Genomic DNA, 15,144 nt, shown 5'->3' on the forward strand with positions numbered 1-15,144 from the left:
ATGAGCGGACACGAATCCACCTACGTTCCCAAAACCGGCATCGAGAAATGGCTCGACACCCGGCTTCCGATCGTGCGCTTCGGCGCTGACTACCTGTCGCTGCCGACGCCCAAGAATCTGAATTACTGGTACACCTTCGGCGGCATTCTGACGCTCTGCCTGGTCGTGCAGATCGCCTCGGGCATCTTCCTGGCGATGAACTACACGCCGAACACGGCCCTCGCCTTCGCCTCGGTCGAGCGCATCATGCGCGACGTCAACGGCGGCTGGCTGATCCGCTACGTCCACGCCAACGGGGCGTCGATGTTCTTCATCGCCGTCTACATCCACATGCTGCGCGGCCTCTACTACGGCTCCTACAAGGCGCCGCGGGAGATGATCTGGATCCTGGGCTGCGTGATCTTCTTCCTGATGATCGCCACGGCCTTCCTGGGTTACGTCCTGCCGTGGGGCCAGATGTCCTACTGGGGCGCCGAGGTCATCACCAACCTGATCGGGGCCATCCCGGTTGTCGGCGAGCCGGTCCTGATCTGGCTGCGCGGCGGCCCGGCCATCGACAACGCCACGCTGAACCGCTTCTTCTCGCTGCACTATCTGCTGCCGTTCGTGATCTTCGGCGTCGTGGTGCTGCACCTGTGGGCCCTGCACACGGCCGGCCAGAACAACCCCGTCGGGATCCTGATCCCCAAGGAGCGTGAGGCCAAGGACACCATCCCGTTCCACCCCTACTACACGGTCAAGGACGGTTTCGCGGTCATCCTGTTCCTGATGCTGTTCGCCGTCTTCGTCTTCTTCATGCCGAACGCCCTGGGCCACGCCGACAACTACATTCCGGCCAACCCGCTGCAGACTCCGGCCCACATCGTGCCCGAGTGGTACATGCTGCCCTTCTACGCGATCCTGCGCGCCATCCCGGACAAGTTCGGCGGCGTGGTGGCGATGTTCGGCGCCATCGGCGTCCTGTTCATCCTGCCCTGGCTGGACACCTCCAAGGTTCGCTCGATGCGCTATCGCCCGACGATGAAGGTCTTCTTCCTGATCTTCGTGGCGGTAGGCCTGATCCTGGGCTGGTGCGGCGCCCAGCTGCCCGACGCCCCGGTGGTTCCCGGCATGCCGAGCTTCACCCTGATCGACGGCAAGCTGAACAGCTATCTGTGGCTGACCCGTCTGGCCACGCTCTACTACTTCGCCTTCTTCTTCGTCATCATGCCCTTCGTGGGCCTGAAAGAGACGCCGTTGAAGATCCCGGCCTCGATCTCCGAGCCGGTCCTCTCGGGGCCGGCCGTGATGAGCGGCGCCGTTCCTGCCGACGCCGAAAAGAAGGGCTGATCGCGATGTCGATTTCTATTCGCAACCTGGCCCTGTCGCTGGCCGCCGTCGCGGCGGTCGGCGTGGCCTCCCCGGCCCTGGCCGAGGGCGGCGCCCATCACCCGCGTTCGGGCGGTTTCTCGTTCGAAGGTCCGTTCGGCACCTTCGATCAGGGCCAGCTGCAGCGCGGCTACAAGGTCTATCGCGAGGTCTGCGCGGCCTGCCACTCGATGGACCTGATGCACTTCCGCACCCTGGGCGAAAAGGGCGGTCCCTTCTACGACCCGCACGCCGAAAACCCGGCCCAGAACCGCTACGTGCGCGCCCTGGCCGCGGAGATCGAGGTCGCGGACATCGACACCGAAACCGGAGAGGCGATCCGTCGCCCGGCGACCGCGGCGGACAAGTTCCCCAACCCCTATCCGAACCGCACGGCCGCGGCCGCCGCGAACGGCGGGGCGGCTCCGCCCGATCTGTCGGTCATGGCCAAGGCCCGTCACGGCGGCGCCGACTACATCTACTCGCTGCTGTCGGGCTACGAAGCCCCGCCGGCCGGCCTGCGGATGACGGCGACCCAGCACTACAACCCATATATGGCGGGCGACATGACCCCGTTCTGGGACGGCGACCCCGAGCACGTTCCGGCCGGCGGCTTCATCGCCATGCCCGCGCCGCTGACCTCCACGGGTCAGGTCACCTACGACGACGGCACCGAGGCCACGGTCGACCAGATGGCCAAGGACGTCGCCGCCTTCATCGCCTGGTCCTCGGACCCCAAGGCGACCGAGCGGAAACAGTCGGGCATCGGCGTCCTGGCCTTCCTGGCCATCTTCGCCGGCATCACCTACGCCAGCTACCGCCGCATCTGGAAGGGCGTCGCCCACTAGGGTTTCGCGCTCCTCTGCGAACGAGAGCAGCCCGCCGGGTCCGCCCGGCGGGCTTTTTCGTGCGCACAGGGGGGCCTTGCCAACCCGGCCGAAGCGAAGCGAAGAGCCGGGACGGGACCTAACCACGGCATCCCGGCCCCGGAGCGCGCAGCTCATCCGGGGCATTGGCTGGGCTCTCTCCATCTCCCCTGTTCAGCCCAGCGGGCTGACCGCGACGAAATCGGTCAAGGCCGAGCGTCCCCGATCTCCGCTTCGCTTCGTCGGGGATGAAAAGGTGATCCTCGGCACAACCAGGATTCCTGTCGAAGATAAAAATCAATTCGACAGTCGCAAGCACGGCCCTGTCTGCTCCAGATGCCTGTTTCGACCGACTTGTTAGCCCTGGTGTCCGGGCGCCCTCCAATGGCGACTTCGGTTCGCGCAGAGAGCGGACACCGGTGTGTTTCGTCCTTTTCGTCACCTTTCGTCACGTTGCGCGCGTCATGACGAACCGGACGAACCAGCCCGTCTCACGGAAGAGGAGACACGATTGACGACGTTCTCCGAAAGTGCTTTGTAACGCAAAGTATATTGGGAGACCGCCATGACTGTTCCTACCGCCGCTGCCTTCGCCGCCTTGTCCTTGGCTTTCACGGCTGCGCCGGCCCTGGCGCAACAGACCGATCCCGCCGTCGTCGCCGCCCAGCGCCAGCACCTCTCGCAACTGGACTGGATGAACGGCGAGTGGACCGGGACCGCCGAGGTCATGGTCGGCATGGGCCAGACCCGCACGCTGCGCCACACCGAACGGATCGGCCCGATGCTGGACGGGGTCATCAAGGTCATCGAGGGCCACAGCTACGAAGCCGACGGCTCGACGGGCTTCAACGCCTTCGCCGTCCTGTCCTGGAATCAGGAACACGACCGCTACACGATGCGCTCCTATACCGGCGGCATGGCGGGCGACTTCCCCTTGGAGATCACCCCGACCGGGTGGCGCTGGTCCACTCCCGCGCGCGGGGGCGAGATGCTCTACGAGACGGTCCATACTCCCGACAGCTGGGTCGAGACCGGCGACTTCATCATGCCGGGCCGCGAGCCGATGCGGGTCATCACCCTGCGCCTGACCCGCAAGGGCGACACCGACTGGCCCGCCGGCGGAGCCGTAGCGCCCGGCGAATGAGCGCTGCACACTCTCGCCCATGACCGAGACGCCCAAGCTGGAAATGGCCCGCAGGCTCGACGCCTTCGTCGACGCCGCCTTCGCCTTCGCCATCACCCTGCTGGTCGCGGGCGGCGGCGACCCGCCGACGACCCTGGTCGAGATGCGGACGATGTTCCTGAGCGCGCCCTCCTATCTCGCCAGCTTCGCCCTGATCGTGATGTTCTGGCTCAGCTACCGTGACCTCGGCCGGCTCTGGCCGCATCGCGACGGCTTCTCGACAGCGCTAAGCCTCGGCGTCGTGTTCGTGGTCCTGCTCTACGTGTTCCCGCTCAGGCTGATGATGGCCTCGGCGCTTCACGCCATGTCGGGCGGAGCCCTACCCGGCGGCGATCTCATCGAGACGACCGACGACCTTCGCTTCCTCTACGTTGCCTATGGCGGCGGATGCCTGACCCTCTCCATGCTGTTCGCGGGGCTCTACCGCCACCACCTGAAACAGGGCGAGGCCAGCCCGACCCAGGCGGTCAGCGCGCGCATCTGGATCCAGAACTGGATCATCCTGTCCCTCGCATCGTTGGCCTCGATCCTCATCGCCTTGACCGCGCCGGAAGGAATCGCCGACTGGGGCGGCGGCCTCGTCTACATGAGCGTGCCGGTGATGATCGGGATCGCGTCGGTCTTGCATGCGCGCGCCATGTCGCGGGCGGCTGTGATCGACAGCAGGGCCACCGGCCCCTAACCTTCGCCGACATTCGTTCAGTCGAGGGTTCCATGCGTACGTTCACCGCCGCCGCCGCGCTCGTCGCGGGCTTGTCCCTGACCCCCATCGCCTGGGCTCAGGATCACACCGCGTTCGATGCAGCCCGTCTGTCCGAACATATCCAGACACTGTCCGGCGACGCCTTCGAAGGGCGCGGCATCGCCACCCCGGCCGAACAGAAGGTCATTGACTACGTCTCGCAGCAGTTCCAGGCGGCGGGGCTGGAGCCCGGCGGCGACAGCGGGGGCTGGACCCAGGCCGTGGCGCTGAACCGCTTCACCGCCTCGGAGATTCGGGCCCAACTGACGGTCGGCGACTGGACTCAGCCCCTGGCCCAGGGCGAGCAGATCGTGATCTCCAGCCGCCGCCCGGGCGAAAGCCATGTGATGCTGATGGACGCGCCCCTGGTCTTCGTCGGCTACGGCATCCACGCACCCGAGCGAAACTGGGACGACTTCAAGGGCCAGGACATGACCGGCAAGATCCTGGTCGTTCTGGTCAACGACGCGGACTTCGAGGAGCCCGCCCTGAACACCTTCGGCGGCCGGGCGATGACCTACTACGGTCGCTGGACCTACAAATATGAGGAGGCGGCGCGACGGGGCGCGGCGGGCGTGATCATCGTCCACGAGACCGAGCCGGCCTCCTACGGCTGGACCACGGTGAAGAACAGCTGGTCGGGCGCTCAGTTCGATATCGTCCGCGCCGATGCCGACGAGCGCGTTCCGATGGAAAGCTGGATCCAGCGCGATGTCGCCGTCCAGTTGTTCCAGCAGGCCGGCCTCGACTTCGAAGCTATGAAGGTTCAGGCGCGCAGCCGCGACTTTCAGCCGGTGCCGCTCGAAGGCGCCGAGATGGACGTCATGTTTGACGTAGCCTCCGAGCGGGTCGAGACCCACAACATCATCGGCCGCCTGCCCGGCGCGACGCACCCGGACGAGACCTTCCTCTACACAGCGCACTGGGATCACATCGGCGTCGGGACGCCGGACGCCAACGGCGACGCCATCTTCAACGGGGCCATCGACAACGCTTCGGGCATCGCCGGCCTGATCGAACTGGCGCGCGTCTATGCGGCGGGTGAGCGGCCGGAGCGGTCGATCGTCTTCATCGGCTTCGCGGCCGAGGAGAGCGGTCTTCTGGGCTCCGAATACTACGCCGCCAACCCGATCTATCCTCTGGCGACCACGGTCGGCGGGGTGAACATGGACTCGGCCAACGTCTATGGCCGCACGGCCGCCTTCGGCGTCGTCGGCTACGGCCAGTCCGACTTCGACGAGCGGATGGCCGCCATCGTCGAGGCGCAGCGGCGCGTGATACAGCCCGACGGCAACCCGGCCTCGGGCACCTATTTCCGCTCCGATCACTTCCCCCTGGCCAAGCGCGGCGTGCCGATGGCCTACGCCAAATCGGCCGGCGACTTCGTCGAGGAGCCGATCGCCGACCGTTTGGCCGCCCGCGCCGCCTACACCGCCAACCGCTATCACCAGGCGGACGATGAGTGGTCGGCCGATTGGGACTATTCGGGCCAGATCCAGGATCTCGAGGTGTACTGGTCGCTGGGTCACACCTTGGCCAACAGCCGTGACTGGCCGGAGTGGAAGGAAGGCTCGGAGTTCGGACCCGCACGGGCGGAGAGCGCGGCGGAAAGAGACTGACCCCTCTTTCCAGACCGGGGGCCTTCATGACGAATCCGTAATGAGCGCCCTTGGGCGGTCGCTTCTATGGTCCCGCGCAAATGGCGAGGAGAGCCCTGATGTTGCGTGCGTTGTTCGGTGGTGCGGCCGCCATGACCCTGATCCTGTCGGCCGGTCTGGCCCAGGCTCAGGACTTCTCCGCCGAGCGGATATCCGATGAGATCCGCCACATCTCGTCCGACGGCTTCCAAGGTCGCTATCCGGGCACCGAAGGCGAGCGGATGACCTTGGCCTGGCTTCAGGCCCAGTATGAGGCAATGGGCCTCGAGCCCGGCGGCCCGAATGGTCAATGGCTGCAAGACGTTGTTCTGAACCGGTTCACTCCGGTCGCGGGCTCAGCTTCGGCCAGCTGGACTGGACCCGACGGAACCGCACATCCGATGACGATCGGCACAGACATCTTGCTGCGGTCCGCCACCAATGACGGCAAGGCGGATGTGGAAAACGCCGGCCTCGTCTTCGTCGGCTACGGCATTCATGCGCCGGAACGGAACTGGGATGACTGGGGCGACATCGACGTGCGCGGCAAGGTCGTCATCGTCATCGCCGGAGAGCCCAACACGCCCGCCGTCGCCGAACGCTTCAACGGCGCCTATCCGACCGCCTACTCGAACGGCTGGTACAAGAACGACGAGGCGTTCAAGCGCGGCGCCGTGGGCGTCATCACCTTGAACATGGTTCCGGCCACCGACGCGGGCTGGCTGCGCGGCGCCCAGTTCGCCAACCGCCAGCGCACCCTGACGCCGGGCGCGGCGGATCTGGAGTTCACCGGCTCGATCAACCACGACGTCGCCTTGGCCTGGGCCCAGGCGGCCGGTCTCGACATGGCGGCTATGGCCAACGTCGACAGCGGAGACTTCGAGGCTGTGGCCCTGACTGGCGTCACTCTGTCGGTCGCCAACGAGGAGGCCATGGATACATTGGTCACTCACAACCTGCTGGCCAAGATCCCCGGTACGGAACGCCCGAACGAGACCATCATCTATTCGGCGCACTGGGACCACGTCGGCGTCGGCGCGGACCACGTCAGCCCGGTCTCGACGACCGAGGACAACATCTACAACGGCGCCTGGGACAACGCCTCGGGCACCATCGGCATCCTGGAGATGGCGCGCCAGATCAAGGCCGCTCCGCGTCCAGAACGCACCATCGTCTTCGCTCATATGGCGGCCGAGGAAATGGGCCTGCTCGGCTCCTACGGCTACGCCGCCAACCCGGTCTATCCGCTGGAGACCACCGTCGCCGACATCAACATCGACATGCTGCCCTTGTCGCCTCCGACCCGCGATGTCGCCATCTTCGGCAAGGGCCAGAACACGCTCGAGGACGATCTGGCGGTGCTGGCGGCGGCCGAAGGTCGGGTGATCACCGACGACCGCCAACCGGAGCAGGGCTTCTACACACGCTCGGACCACTTCCCCTTCGTCCGCATGGGCGTCCCGGCTCTGATGACCTGGCACGGCGTGGACTGGGACGAGGGCGGCGTCGAGGCTGGCCAGGCCGCCTGGGACGCCAAGTTCGGCGCGGACTATCACAAGCCGTCGGACGAATGGTCGGCGGACTGGGATTTGCGCTCGGCTGTCGAGAACCTGACTTTGCTGTACCGTCTGGGCCTGCAACTGGCCAACAGCGACGAGTGGCCTACGTGGAAGCCGACTTCGGAGTTCGGCGAGCGCCGCGCGGCGAGCAACAGCGCCCGCCGCTAGGTCCAACCCCGGGACGCTGGAGGGGTGGCGATGACGGGATCGCCGCCCTTCTTCATGTCAAGAACCTTGGCCGTGTTTTGGGCGTTGGGTTCAGATGACTCCGATCTTCCGCACCTTCGCCCTTACGGCCTGCGCGCTGGGACTGTCCGCCTGTGGTGAGAGCGGTCCCGTTAATCCGCCCACCGAGCCGGCGGCCCCGGTCGCGGGCCAGGATCCCTCCGCCGTGCCCGCCGCAGGTCAGACCTCGATGCTGCCGGGACGCGGTCCGACCAGCTTTGTCGGGCGCTGGGCGGCGAACGTCAGCTGGTGTGCGACCCCGCAAGGCGAACGGCGGCCGATCGAAATCAGTTCGACCCGGTTTGAGGGCTACGAGAACTCGTGCGAGATCGCGGCGGTCGAAGAGGTGGCCGACGGCTACGTCGCCACCCTGGCCTGTGTGGCCGAGGGTGCGGCCAACTCCGAACGCGTCCGGTTCCAGGTCATCGGGAATGACATGCGCATGACCTACCTCGATCGCGCGGGCGACCCGGTCGAACTGCACAAGTGCACGACGCTCACGGACACGGCGGTGAAGCCTCCCGCCGTTCCGTGAGGGGATCTAGTTGAAGAGGAAGTTCATCACGTCGCCGTCCTTGACGACATAGGACTTGCCTTCGGCCCGCAGCTTGCCGGCCTCGCGGGCCTTGGCCTCGCCCTTGAAGGCGACATAGTCGTCGTAGGCGATGGTCTCGGCGCGGATGAAGCCCTTCTCGAAATCGGTATGGATGACGCCGGCCGCTTGCGGGGCCGTGTCGCCGATGTGGATGGTCCAGGCTCGAGCCTCCTTTGGCCCCACCGTGAAGTAGGATTGCAGGCCCAGCAGGGCATAGGCCTCGCGGATCAGGCGGTTCAGGCCCGGCTCTTCGAGCCCGAGGCCTTCCAGGAACTCGGCCTGCTCCTCGGCGTCGAGGACGGCCAGTTCGGAATCGATCTTGGCCGAGATGACCACCGACTTGGCGTTGTCAGCCGCGGCGCGCTGCGCGACCAGATCCGACAACTCATTGCCCTTGTCGGCCGAGCCCTCGTCGACATTCGAGACGTAGAGGGCCGGAAGCGACGTCAGGAGCTGGAGCATGGCCCAGGGCTTCTGGTCCTCCTTGGAGATTTCGGCGGTACGCGCGGGCTTGCCGGCGCGCAGCTTCTCCAGCGCCAGATTGATCAGGCGGAGCGTCACCTGCATGTCCTTGTCGCCGGTCTTGGCGCGCTTCTCGACGTTGGCGTAGCGCTTCTCGAGGCTTTCCAGGTCGGCCAGCATCAGTTCGGTCTCGATGATCTCCAGGTCCGAGATCGGATCGATGCGGTTCTCGACGTGGGTGATGTCGTCATCCACGAAGCAGCGCGCCACGAAGGCCACGGCGTCACAGTCGCGGATGTTGGCCAGGAACTGGTTGCCCAGACCCTCGCCCTTCGACGCGCCGCGCACCAGGCCGGCGATGTCCACGAAGGTGATGCGCGAGGGGATGATCTCCTTGGAGCCGGCGATCTCGGCCAGGACGTCCAGACGCGGCTCCGGCACGGCCACGTCGCCGGTGTTCGGCTCGATGGTGCAGAACGGATAGTTGGCGGCCTGGGCCGCCGCCGTCTTGGTCAGGGCGTTGAACAGGGTGGACTTGCCGACGTTGGGCAGGCCGACGATCGCGACTTTAAGGGCCATGGGTCTCGGGAGCTTTCAATGAGCGCGAGCCTTTAGCCGGTTCGCACCGGTTTGTCAGGCTCGTGCTTCATGGGCGGTCAGGCGGCGGGTTGTCCCACGGTCGCCCTGACCTCGACCGGCGCGGCGTTGGCGAAGGCCAGGGTCAGAGGCACGGTGTCGCCGGTCTTCAGCGGCTCGGTGACACCCATCAGCATGATGTGGTTGCCGCCCGGGGCCAAGGCCACGGCCTGACCGGCCGGAAGGGGCAGACCCGCCTCCAGCTCGCGCATCATCATCATATTGCTCTCCATCCGCATCTCGTGGACCTGCGCCAGGGCGGCGACGGGAGAGCTGACCGACACCAGGGTATCGGCGTCGGGCGCGGTCAGTGTCAGGTAGCAGCCGGTGACCTGGCGGCCCTTCGGCGTCGGGCGGCAGATGGCGTCGGCGACGGCCACCGGTCCGGCGGCCTCCGACTTGCCGGACGAACCGGACTGACCGCAGGCGGCGAGGGTCAGGGCGGCCAGGGTCGCCAGGACGGGAAGGGATTTCATCGAGGCGGTCCTTTCAGGAGGCGAGGCTGCGGGGTCGGTTCAGGAACCAGACCAGTCGATCCAGCCCGACCGCGACGATCAGGCTGAGACCCGTCAGGGGATACAGGATGGCGAGGGGCAGGACGATGGCGAGAACGGCGGCTTTCGCCCGCGGACTGGGCGGGGCGACGGGCGCCGCCAGCCGACCCTTGGGCCGTCGCTTCCACCACATGACCACGGCGCTGATCCCCAGCAGCCATATGGCGAGGCAGCCGCCCAGCATGACGAAGCGGTTGATCTGGCCGTACTGGGTGCCCTGATGGGCGGCGATGCCCCATTCGATCGCCTTCGCGCCCGGGCCGAAGGCGGCGTATCCGATATCGGCCTTCACCGCGCCGGTCGCGCCGTCGATGTAGAGCGACCGGGTGTCCTCGACATGTGAGACCTGGCGCGAGGCAGTGAAGGCCAGGGTGGGATCTGCGGGGATCGAAATCTGATAGGGGCGGGCCAGACCTTCGTGCTCGGCTGCGGCGATCACGGTGGAAAGGCGCGCCGGGGCGGGATGGTCGGCGGCCATGACCATGCCCTCCATCGTCCAGCCAGTTCCCGATGGCGCATCGGCGGGGTGAGCGGCGTGGGCCCAGGGACTGGCGGCGACGGGCGCGGGCGGCCGGCCGAGGCCGCTGGACTTGACCCAGTCCCCGACCTGTTCGCCCCAGACCACCGACCACGGCATGCCGGTCACGGCCAGGAACAGGATGACCCCGCCGGCGTAGAGCCCGGTGACGGCATGCAGGTCGCGCCAGAACGGACGGCGCGCCGTGTCGGTCGTGGACAAGGCCACGACCCCCACCGCCCGGCCGCGCGGCCACCACAGGAAGACGCCGGTCGCCACCAGAATGATGGCCCAGCCGGCCACGATCTCCACCACGACGTTGGCCCAAGACCCGAACAGGACGAGGCTATGCAGCCGTTTCACCGGCTCCATCACCCCGCCGAAGCCGGTCACCCCGGTCACGCGGGCCGTGGCCGGATCGACGAAAACGGTGCGCTTCTGGCCATCCTCGCGGGTGATGCCGACACGGACAGCGCGGTCGGACCGTTCCGGGAGTAGCACGGTCGTCGCCCTCCCGCCTCCGGCTGTCTCTGCCGCAGCGCGCCACTCGTCCGGCGGAGCGTGGGCCGTCGAGGGCGCGACGGCCGCCATCGGCCGGTAGACGGCGTCGTCGATCTCGCCCTTGAACAGATAGAGGGCGCCGGTCAGGGCCATCAGCATCAGCACCGGCAGGACCAGCAGCCCCGCGTAGAAATGCCACCGCCAGACGGTGCGATAGGCGTCCGAGAGAAGGCCGGAAGCGGGCGAAGGCGCCCCCGGTTCGATGCGTCCGGACATCAGTAGGCCACCCGAATGCCGACGAAGCCGGAGCGCCCCTCGCCAGGCCAGAACACCGCCGTCGACGCCGTTCGGGCGTCGGTCACGGCGCTGAAGTTCGAGACATAGCGTTCGTCGGCAAGATTGCGGGCGTCGACGAAGAGATTGATCCGTTCATCCAGTCGCCAGCCGGCGCCCAGATTCACCACCGTATAGCCCGGCGCCCTCAGGGTGTTCATGTAGTCGACCCAGCTGTCGGACGGCGTCCATTCGACCTGCGGGGCCACGAACCAGCCCGCCGGGTTATCATAGCGCAGTTCGGCCCGGTACATGTGCGGTGGAACCAGGGGCAGGTCGCGGTCACCGTAGACCTTGTCTCCATCGAAGTGAAAGTCCGACAACGTATAGGTCTGACGCAGACGCCAACCGGTTGCGAAACGCCAGTCCAGTCCAGCCTCGACGCCCTGATGGACCGTGGGTCCGGCGTTGAAGGTCGCCGCCGGAATGCCCAGCGTCGGGTTGACCACGAAGTTCAGCAGCTCGTTGTCCAGCTCCGCCCGATAGACTGCGACGTCCCACGAGAACGCATCCGTCCGGCCGCGCAAGCCGGCCTCGTAAGTCCAGGCTTCCTGCGCCTCGATCGGGGCGAAGCCGCCGGCGGTGGGCGACACGGAACCGAAGTTCGGCGGCTCGATCGACCGGGTGACGTTGGCAAAGGCCTGAGCGCCCGACGGCCCCTCCCAGAGAATGCCGATGCGTGGAGCGAACCAGTCGTAGTCCTTCTCGCGCGTCAGATCGAAGGTCGAGGCGACGCCCGGCAGAGCGAAGCTCTGATAGTCCCGCTCGGCCCTGCCGAACGTCCCGCCGGCGACCAGGGCGATGTGGTCGGTGACGAACAACCGGCCCTCGGCGAAGACGTCCAGAGCCTTGGCGTTCTGGCGGCTCTTGGCCGTGCGGCGTCCACTCGATCCGATGACGTTGACGAACTGCTGGGCGTCCAGATCCCCCACACGGTACCAGGCCCCGCCGAAAGCGTCTGCGCGCAGGCCGAACAGCGTCCCTTCCCAATCGAACCGGCCGAAGGTGCCGTAGTTGCGGCTCTGCTGGTCGACGACCTGGAAGATGGGGTGATGCAGGTCCTTCCAAGTGCCGTAGACGGCGCCCTCGAACACCAGGCCGTCGTTCAGCCGCCAACGGGTCGAGAGCGTGCTGCGCACGGAGGCGTAGTCGCGCTGATAGGCGCTGGCGACGTTGGCGGCGGCGGCCATGACCGGCGTCGTCAGCGCTTGGGTCAGGGTCAGGGAGCCGGGGATTTCCTGGTGAATATAGGCGCCCTGGACCGTCAGTCGGACTTCGCGGTCGTCGCCGAGCGATCGGCCGACGTTGGCGGTGATGTACTGTTGCTGACCGTCGGACTGCCGGCGCCAGCCCTCGGCCGTCGCGCCGGTCAGACCCAGATAACCGTCCCAGTCGCCCCGGGATCCACCGACCTCGGCATGCAGTCGGGCCGTCTCCCACGAGCCGAAATCGACGCGCGCGCTGGCGGTCTCGGTGATGTTCGAGCCATTGGGGGTCACCAGGTTGACCGCTCCGCCCAACAGCGAGCCGCCGAAGCGAAGCGCATTGCCGCCCTTGTAGACCTCGGTGAACCGAGCCAGCAGGGGATCGACCATCTGCACGTCGCCATAGCCGTCGGCCTCGTTGAACGGAATTCCGTCCTGCGACACGAAGAGGCCGCGCAGGTGGTTGGGATTGCCGATGCCGGAGCCCCGGATCGAGATGCGAACATCGCCGCCCCACTTCTTCTGGGCGTAAACGCCAGGCACGTCGCGCAGCACGTCTGCGATGTTGGGGGCGAAGCGGGTTTCGAGGCTTTCGGCGGAGACGACCGCGACGGCGCCCGGCGTGCGGGACAGGCGACGCCGGGCCTCGGCGACCGAAGGGGCGTCTTCCGGGTTCGGGGCGGCGGTGACGATGACTTCGCCAAGGTCGACCGAATCCTGTGGAGTGGTCTGGGCGAAGGCTGGGGCGCTCGCGCCGGCGAGCAGCAGCGCCAGCGGCGCCGCGGTGATCTTCAACATGGGATTTCCTGAACAGTGACAGGCGAGCGCGGCCCTGGTCAGGGGCGCGCAGGCGAAGGATCGGTCTGGTTCAGGCGTGGGGAGGAGCGGTTGAAGGCGGACGGGGGGGACCGCGCGCGGGCGGCGGCGCGGCTTCGTGCTGGGCGACGAACACCGTGGCCGGGCGGACGGTCGCGCCGCGCAGAGGCGTGAGGCGCGGCGGATCGGGCAGGGCGGCGGCGAAGGCCAGGACGCAGGCGGCGCATTTGGCTCCGACCATCCCCTTGCCGGAGTCTTGACCATCCATGCCGATGGAGATGGTCTGAGGCCCCTCGGTGGAGCAGATGACCATGGGGCGGCCCGGCGTCGAGGCCGCCAGCGCCGCGAACGGCATCAGGCTTCCGAACACGATGGCGAACGTCGCGGCCAGGAAGGCCAGCGAGCGCAGGGTCGACCAGGATTCGGCCTGCGGACGGGTCACGGGGCGGCGATAGCCGACGTCTGGTCTGCTGGAAAGCCTATTCGCCTTTCGCCGCGTGCGCGGCCTGTCGCGGACTGAATTTCGGCGCGGGGGCCAGGCGCATGACCTCGCCCTGATAGCGTTCGTCGTCGCCCCTGACCGCGAAGGGCAGGGCGTCGGCGCAGGCGTTCAGCATCGCCTCCAGCCACGGCTGCTCGGCCTTGTGGAAGTCGCCCAGCACGTGGGGCATGACCAGGTGCGGCTCTCCGGGGTGGCCGATGCCCATGCGGGCGCGGCGGAAGTCGGCGCCGAGTTGGCTGATCAGGCTACGGACCCCGTTCTGGCCGGCCGCCCCGCCGCCCGTCTTCATGCGGAAGCGGCCGGGGGCCAGGTCGATCTCGTCGTGGAAGACGATGATGTCTTTTGGCGGGATTTTGTAGAAGCGCGCCGCCTCTCCGACGGCGCTGCCGGAGTTGTTCATGAAGGTCTGAGGCTTCATCAGGAGAATCTTCTGACCCTCGATCTCGCCTTCGCAGATCACCGACTGGAACTTCGCCCGCTCCGAGCCGAAGCGCCACCGGCGCGCGATCTCGTCCACGGCCAAGAAGCCGACGTTATGGCGGTTCTTCTCGTATTTGGGCCCGGGATTGCCGAGGCCGGCGATGATCAGCATGGCGCTATCCGCAAATGAAAACGGCCCCGTCCGTCGCCGGAGGGGCCGTTTCCGAAATCAATGATCCGAAGATCAGCCTTCCGACTTGTCGCCGTCTTCCGAGGCGTCTTCGTCGCCCTGTTCGGTGGCGGGAACTTCGTCCGCAGCGGCTTCTTCAGCGGCGGCGGCCTGTTCCTCGGCGATCGCTTCTTCGATCTCGTCAGCGGCCTTGGCGGCCGAGGAGGTCTTGATCGAGGCGATCACGAAGTCGCGGTCGGTGATGGTGGCGTCGACGTCCGAGGGGACCTTGACATCCGACCAGCGGATGATGTCGCCCAGCTTGTGGCCGGCCAGATCGACGATCAGGTCTTCCGGGATGTGGTTGGCCTTGACCATGATCTCGACCGAGTGACGGACGATCTCCAGCGAGCCGCCCTGACGGAAGGCCTTGCACTGGTCTTCGTTGATGAAGTGGATCGGCACTTCGATCTTGATCGTCTGGTTCTCGTCGACGCGCATCAGGTCGAAGTGCAGCGGACGATCGGTGACTGGGTCGAATTGCACGTCCTTGGCGATGACCGGCTGGCTCTCGTCGCCGTATTTCAGGGTCACCAGATGGCCCAGCAGCTTGCCGGTATAAAGATTTTTGCGGAAGTCCTTCTCGTTGACCGAGATGGCGACCGGGGCCTTGTCGCCGCCGTACAGGATGCCCGGGACCGAGCCGGCGCGACGGGCCGCACGAGCGCCGCCGGTGCCCACGCCTTCACGGACGTCCACGTTCAGAATGATCTCGGCCATCTGGCTCGCCTCAACAACAAAAACGCCTGCGCCAACCCTGTGGCTCGCGCGGCGGGGTCACGGACCCTCGAATTCAAGAGCGCGGGTCATTACAC

13 protein-coding genes and 1 pseudogene are annotated in these 15,144 nt (G+C 66.9%); 7 read left to right on the forward strand and 7 right to left on the reverse strand.

Annotated features, from left to right (window positions below):
* From O5O43_RS02980 to O5O43_RS03010, 7 genes are all read left to right on the forward strand, one after another.
* Entirely contained in the window at window positions 1-1,329 is a 1,329-nt protein-coding gene (locus O5O43_RS02980; RefSeq protein ID WP_271085434.1) for a cytochrome b N-terminal domain-containing protein, read from the forward strand.
* Between the two features lie 5 nt (window positions 1,330-1,334).
* On the forward strand, window positions 1,335-2,195 hold the full coding sequence (locus O5O43_RS02985; protein WP_271085435.1) for a cytochrome c1: 861 nt from the start codon (window positions 1,335-1,337) through the stop codon (window positions 2,193-2,195).
* Between the two features lie 583 nt (window positions 2,196-2,778).
* Window positions 2,779-3,357 carry a DUF1579 domain-containing protein gene (locus O5O43_RS02990; RefSeq protein WP_271085436.1) on the forward strand — a complete coding sequence of 193 codons (579 nt, stop codon included), beginning with the start codon at window positions 2,779-2,781 and terminating at the stop codon, window positions 3,355-3,357.
* Between the two features lie 19 nt (window positions 3,358-3,376).
* Window positions 3,377-4,078 carry a TMEM175 family protein gene (locus O5O43_RS02995; protein ID WP_271085437.1) on the forward strand — a complete coding sequence of 234 codons (702 nt, stop codon included), beginning with the start codon at window positions 3,377-3,379 and terminating at the stop codon, window positions 4,076-4,078.
* 32 nt (window positions 4,079-4,110) lie between these two features.
* Window positions 4,111-5,757 carry a M28 family peptidase gene (locus tag O5O43_RS03000; RefSeq protein WP_271085438.1) on the forward strand — a complete coding sequence of 549 codons (1,647 nt, stop codon included), beginning with the start codon at window positions 4,111-4,113 and terminating at the stop codon, window positions 5,755-5,757.
* Window positions 5,758-5,855: 98 nt separating this feature from the next.
* Window positions 5,856-7,502 (forward strand): M28 family peptidase, encoded by a 1,647-nt coding sequence (locus O5O43_RS03005; protein WP_271085439.1) that lies wholly within the window; start codon window positions 5,856-5,858, stop codon window positions 7,500-7,502.
* Window positions 7,503-7,596: 94 nt separating this feature from the next.
* A complete protein-coding gene (locus O5O43_RS03010) occupies window positions 7,597-8,094 on the forward strand; it encodes a hypothetical protein (protein WP_271085440.1) in 498 nt (165 codons plus the stop codon).
* Between the two features lie 6 nt (window positions 8,095-8,100).
* On the opposite strand, the gene ychF is transcribed toward O5O43_RS03010, so the two are convergent.
* From ychF to O5O43_RS03045, 7 genes and pseudogenes are all read right to left on the reverse strand, one after another.
* Window positions 8,101-9,195, reverse strand: coding sequence for a redox-regulated ATPase YchF (gene ychF, locus O5O43_RS03015; RefSeq protein ID WP_271085441.1), 1,095 nt, complete (start codon window positions 9,193-9,195; stop codon window positions 8,101-8,103).
* Window positions 9,196-9,272: 77 nt separating this feature from the next.
* A complete protein-coding gene (locus O5O43_RS03020; RefSeq protein WP_271085442.1) occupies window positions 9,273-9,728 on the reverse strand; it encodes a copper chaperone PCu(A)C in 456 nt (151 codons plus the stop codon).
* 13 nt (window positions 9,729-9,741) lie between these two features.
* Window positions 9,742-11,100, reverse strand: a complete 1,359-nt coding sequence (locus O5O43_RS03025; protein ID WP_271085443.1) for a PepSY domain-containing protein — start codon at window positions 11,098-11,100, stop codon at window positions 9,742-9,744.
* The gene (locus tag O5O43_RS03030) at window positions 11,100-13,160 is read right to left on the reverse strand and encodes a TonB-dependent receptor (RefSeq protein WP_271085444.1); all 2,061 of its coding nucleotides are present in this window, start codon (window positions 13,158-13,160) and stop codon (window positions 11,100-11,102) included. The genes O5O43_RS03025 and O5O43_RS03030 overlap by 1 nt, the downstream gene beginning before the upstream one ends.
* Window positions 13,161-13,230: 70 nt before the next feature.
* On the reverse strand, window positions 13,231-13,620 hold the full coding sequence (locus O5O43_RS03035; RefSeq protein ID WP_271085445.1) for a DUF2946 family protein: 390 nt from the start codon (window positions 13,618-13,620) through the stop codon (window positions 13,231-13,233).
* A gap of 37 nt (window positions 13,621-13,657) precedes the next feature.
* On the reverse strand, window positions 13,658-14,272 hold the full coding sequence (gene pth, locus O5O43_RS03040; protein WP_271085446.1) for an aminoacyl-tRNA hydrolase: 615 nt from the start codon (window positions 14,270-14,272) through the stop codon (window positions 13,658-13,660).
* A 207-nt stretch (window positions 14,273-14,479) separates the two neighbouring features.
* A pseudogene (locus O5O43_RS03045) lies at window positions 14,480-15,049 on the reverse strand (50S ribosomal protein L25/general stress protein Ctc); the annotation flags it as partial.
* Window positions 15,050-15,144 lie beyond the last annotated feature (95 nt).

The sequence above is a fragment of the Brevundimonas sp. NIBR11 genome (assembly GCF_027912535.1).
Lineage (GTDB): Bacteria > Pseudomonadota > Alphaproteobacteria > Caulobacterales > Caulobacteraceae > Brevundimonas.

Excerpts from the sequence above, each read along its gene's own strand:
- O5O43_RS02995 (WP_271085437.1), top strand. The coding sequence starts at position 3,377 with ATGACCGAGACGCCCAAGCTGGAAATGGCCCGCAGGCTCGACGCCTTC.
- O5O43_RS03020 (WP_271085442.1), bottom strand. The coding sequence starts at position 9,728 with ATGAAATCCCTTCCCGTCCTGGCGACCCTGGCCGCCCTGACCCTCGCC.
- O5O43_RS03005 (WP_271085439.1), top strand. The coding sequence starts at position 5,856 with ATGTTGCGTGCGTTGTTCGGTGGTGCGGCCGCCATGACCCTGATCCTG.
- O5O43_RS03030 (WP_271085444.1), bottom strand. The coding sequence starts at position 13,160 with ATGTTGAAGATCACCGCGGCGCCGCTGGCGCTGCTGCTCGCCGGCGCG.
- O5O43_RS02990 (WP_271085436.1), top strand. The coding sequence starts at position 2,779 with ATGACTGTTCCTACCGCCGCTGCCTTCGCCGCCTTGTCCTTGGCTTTC.
- pth (WP_271085446.1), bottom strand. The coding sequence starts at position 14,272 with ATGCTGATCATCGCCGGCCTCGGCAATCCCGGGCCCAAATACGAGAAG.
- O5O43_RS02985 (WP_271085435.1), top strand. The coding sequence starts at position 1,335 with ATGTCGATTTCTATTCGCAACCTGGCCCTGTCGCTGGCCGCCGTCGCG.
- O5O43_RS03010 (WP_271085440.1), top strand. The coding sequence starts at position 7,597 with ATGACTCCGATCTTCCGCACCTTCGCCCTTACGGCCTGCGCGCTGGGA.
- O5O43_RS03025 (WP_271085443.1), bottom strand. The coding sequence starts at position 11,100 with ATGTCCGGACGCATCGAACCGGGGGCGCCTTCGCCCGCTTCCGGCCTT.
- O5O43_RS03000 (WP_271085438.1), top strand. The coding sequence starts at position 4,111 with ATGCGTACGTTCACCGCCGCCGCCGCGCTCGTCGCGGGCTTGTCCCTG.
- O5O43_RS02980 (WP_271085434.1), top strand. The coding sequence starts at position 1 with ATGAGCGGACACGAATCCACCTACGTTCCCAAAACCGGCATCGAGAAA.
- ychF (WP_271085441.1), bottom strand. The coding sequence starts at position 9,195 with ATGGCCCTTAAAGTCGCGATCGTCGGCCTGCCCAACGTCGGCAAGTCC.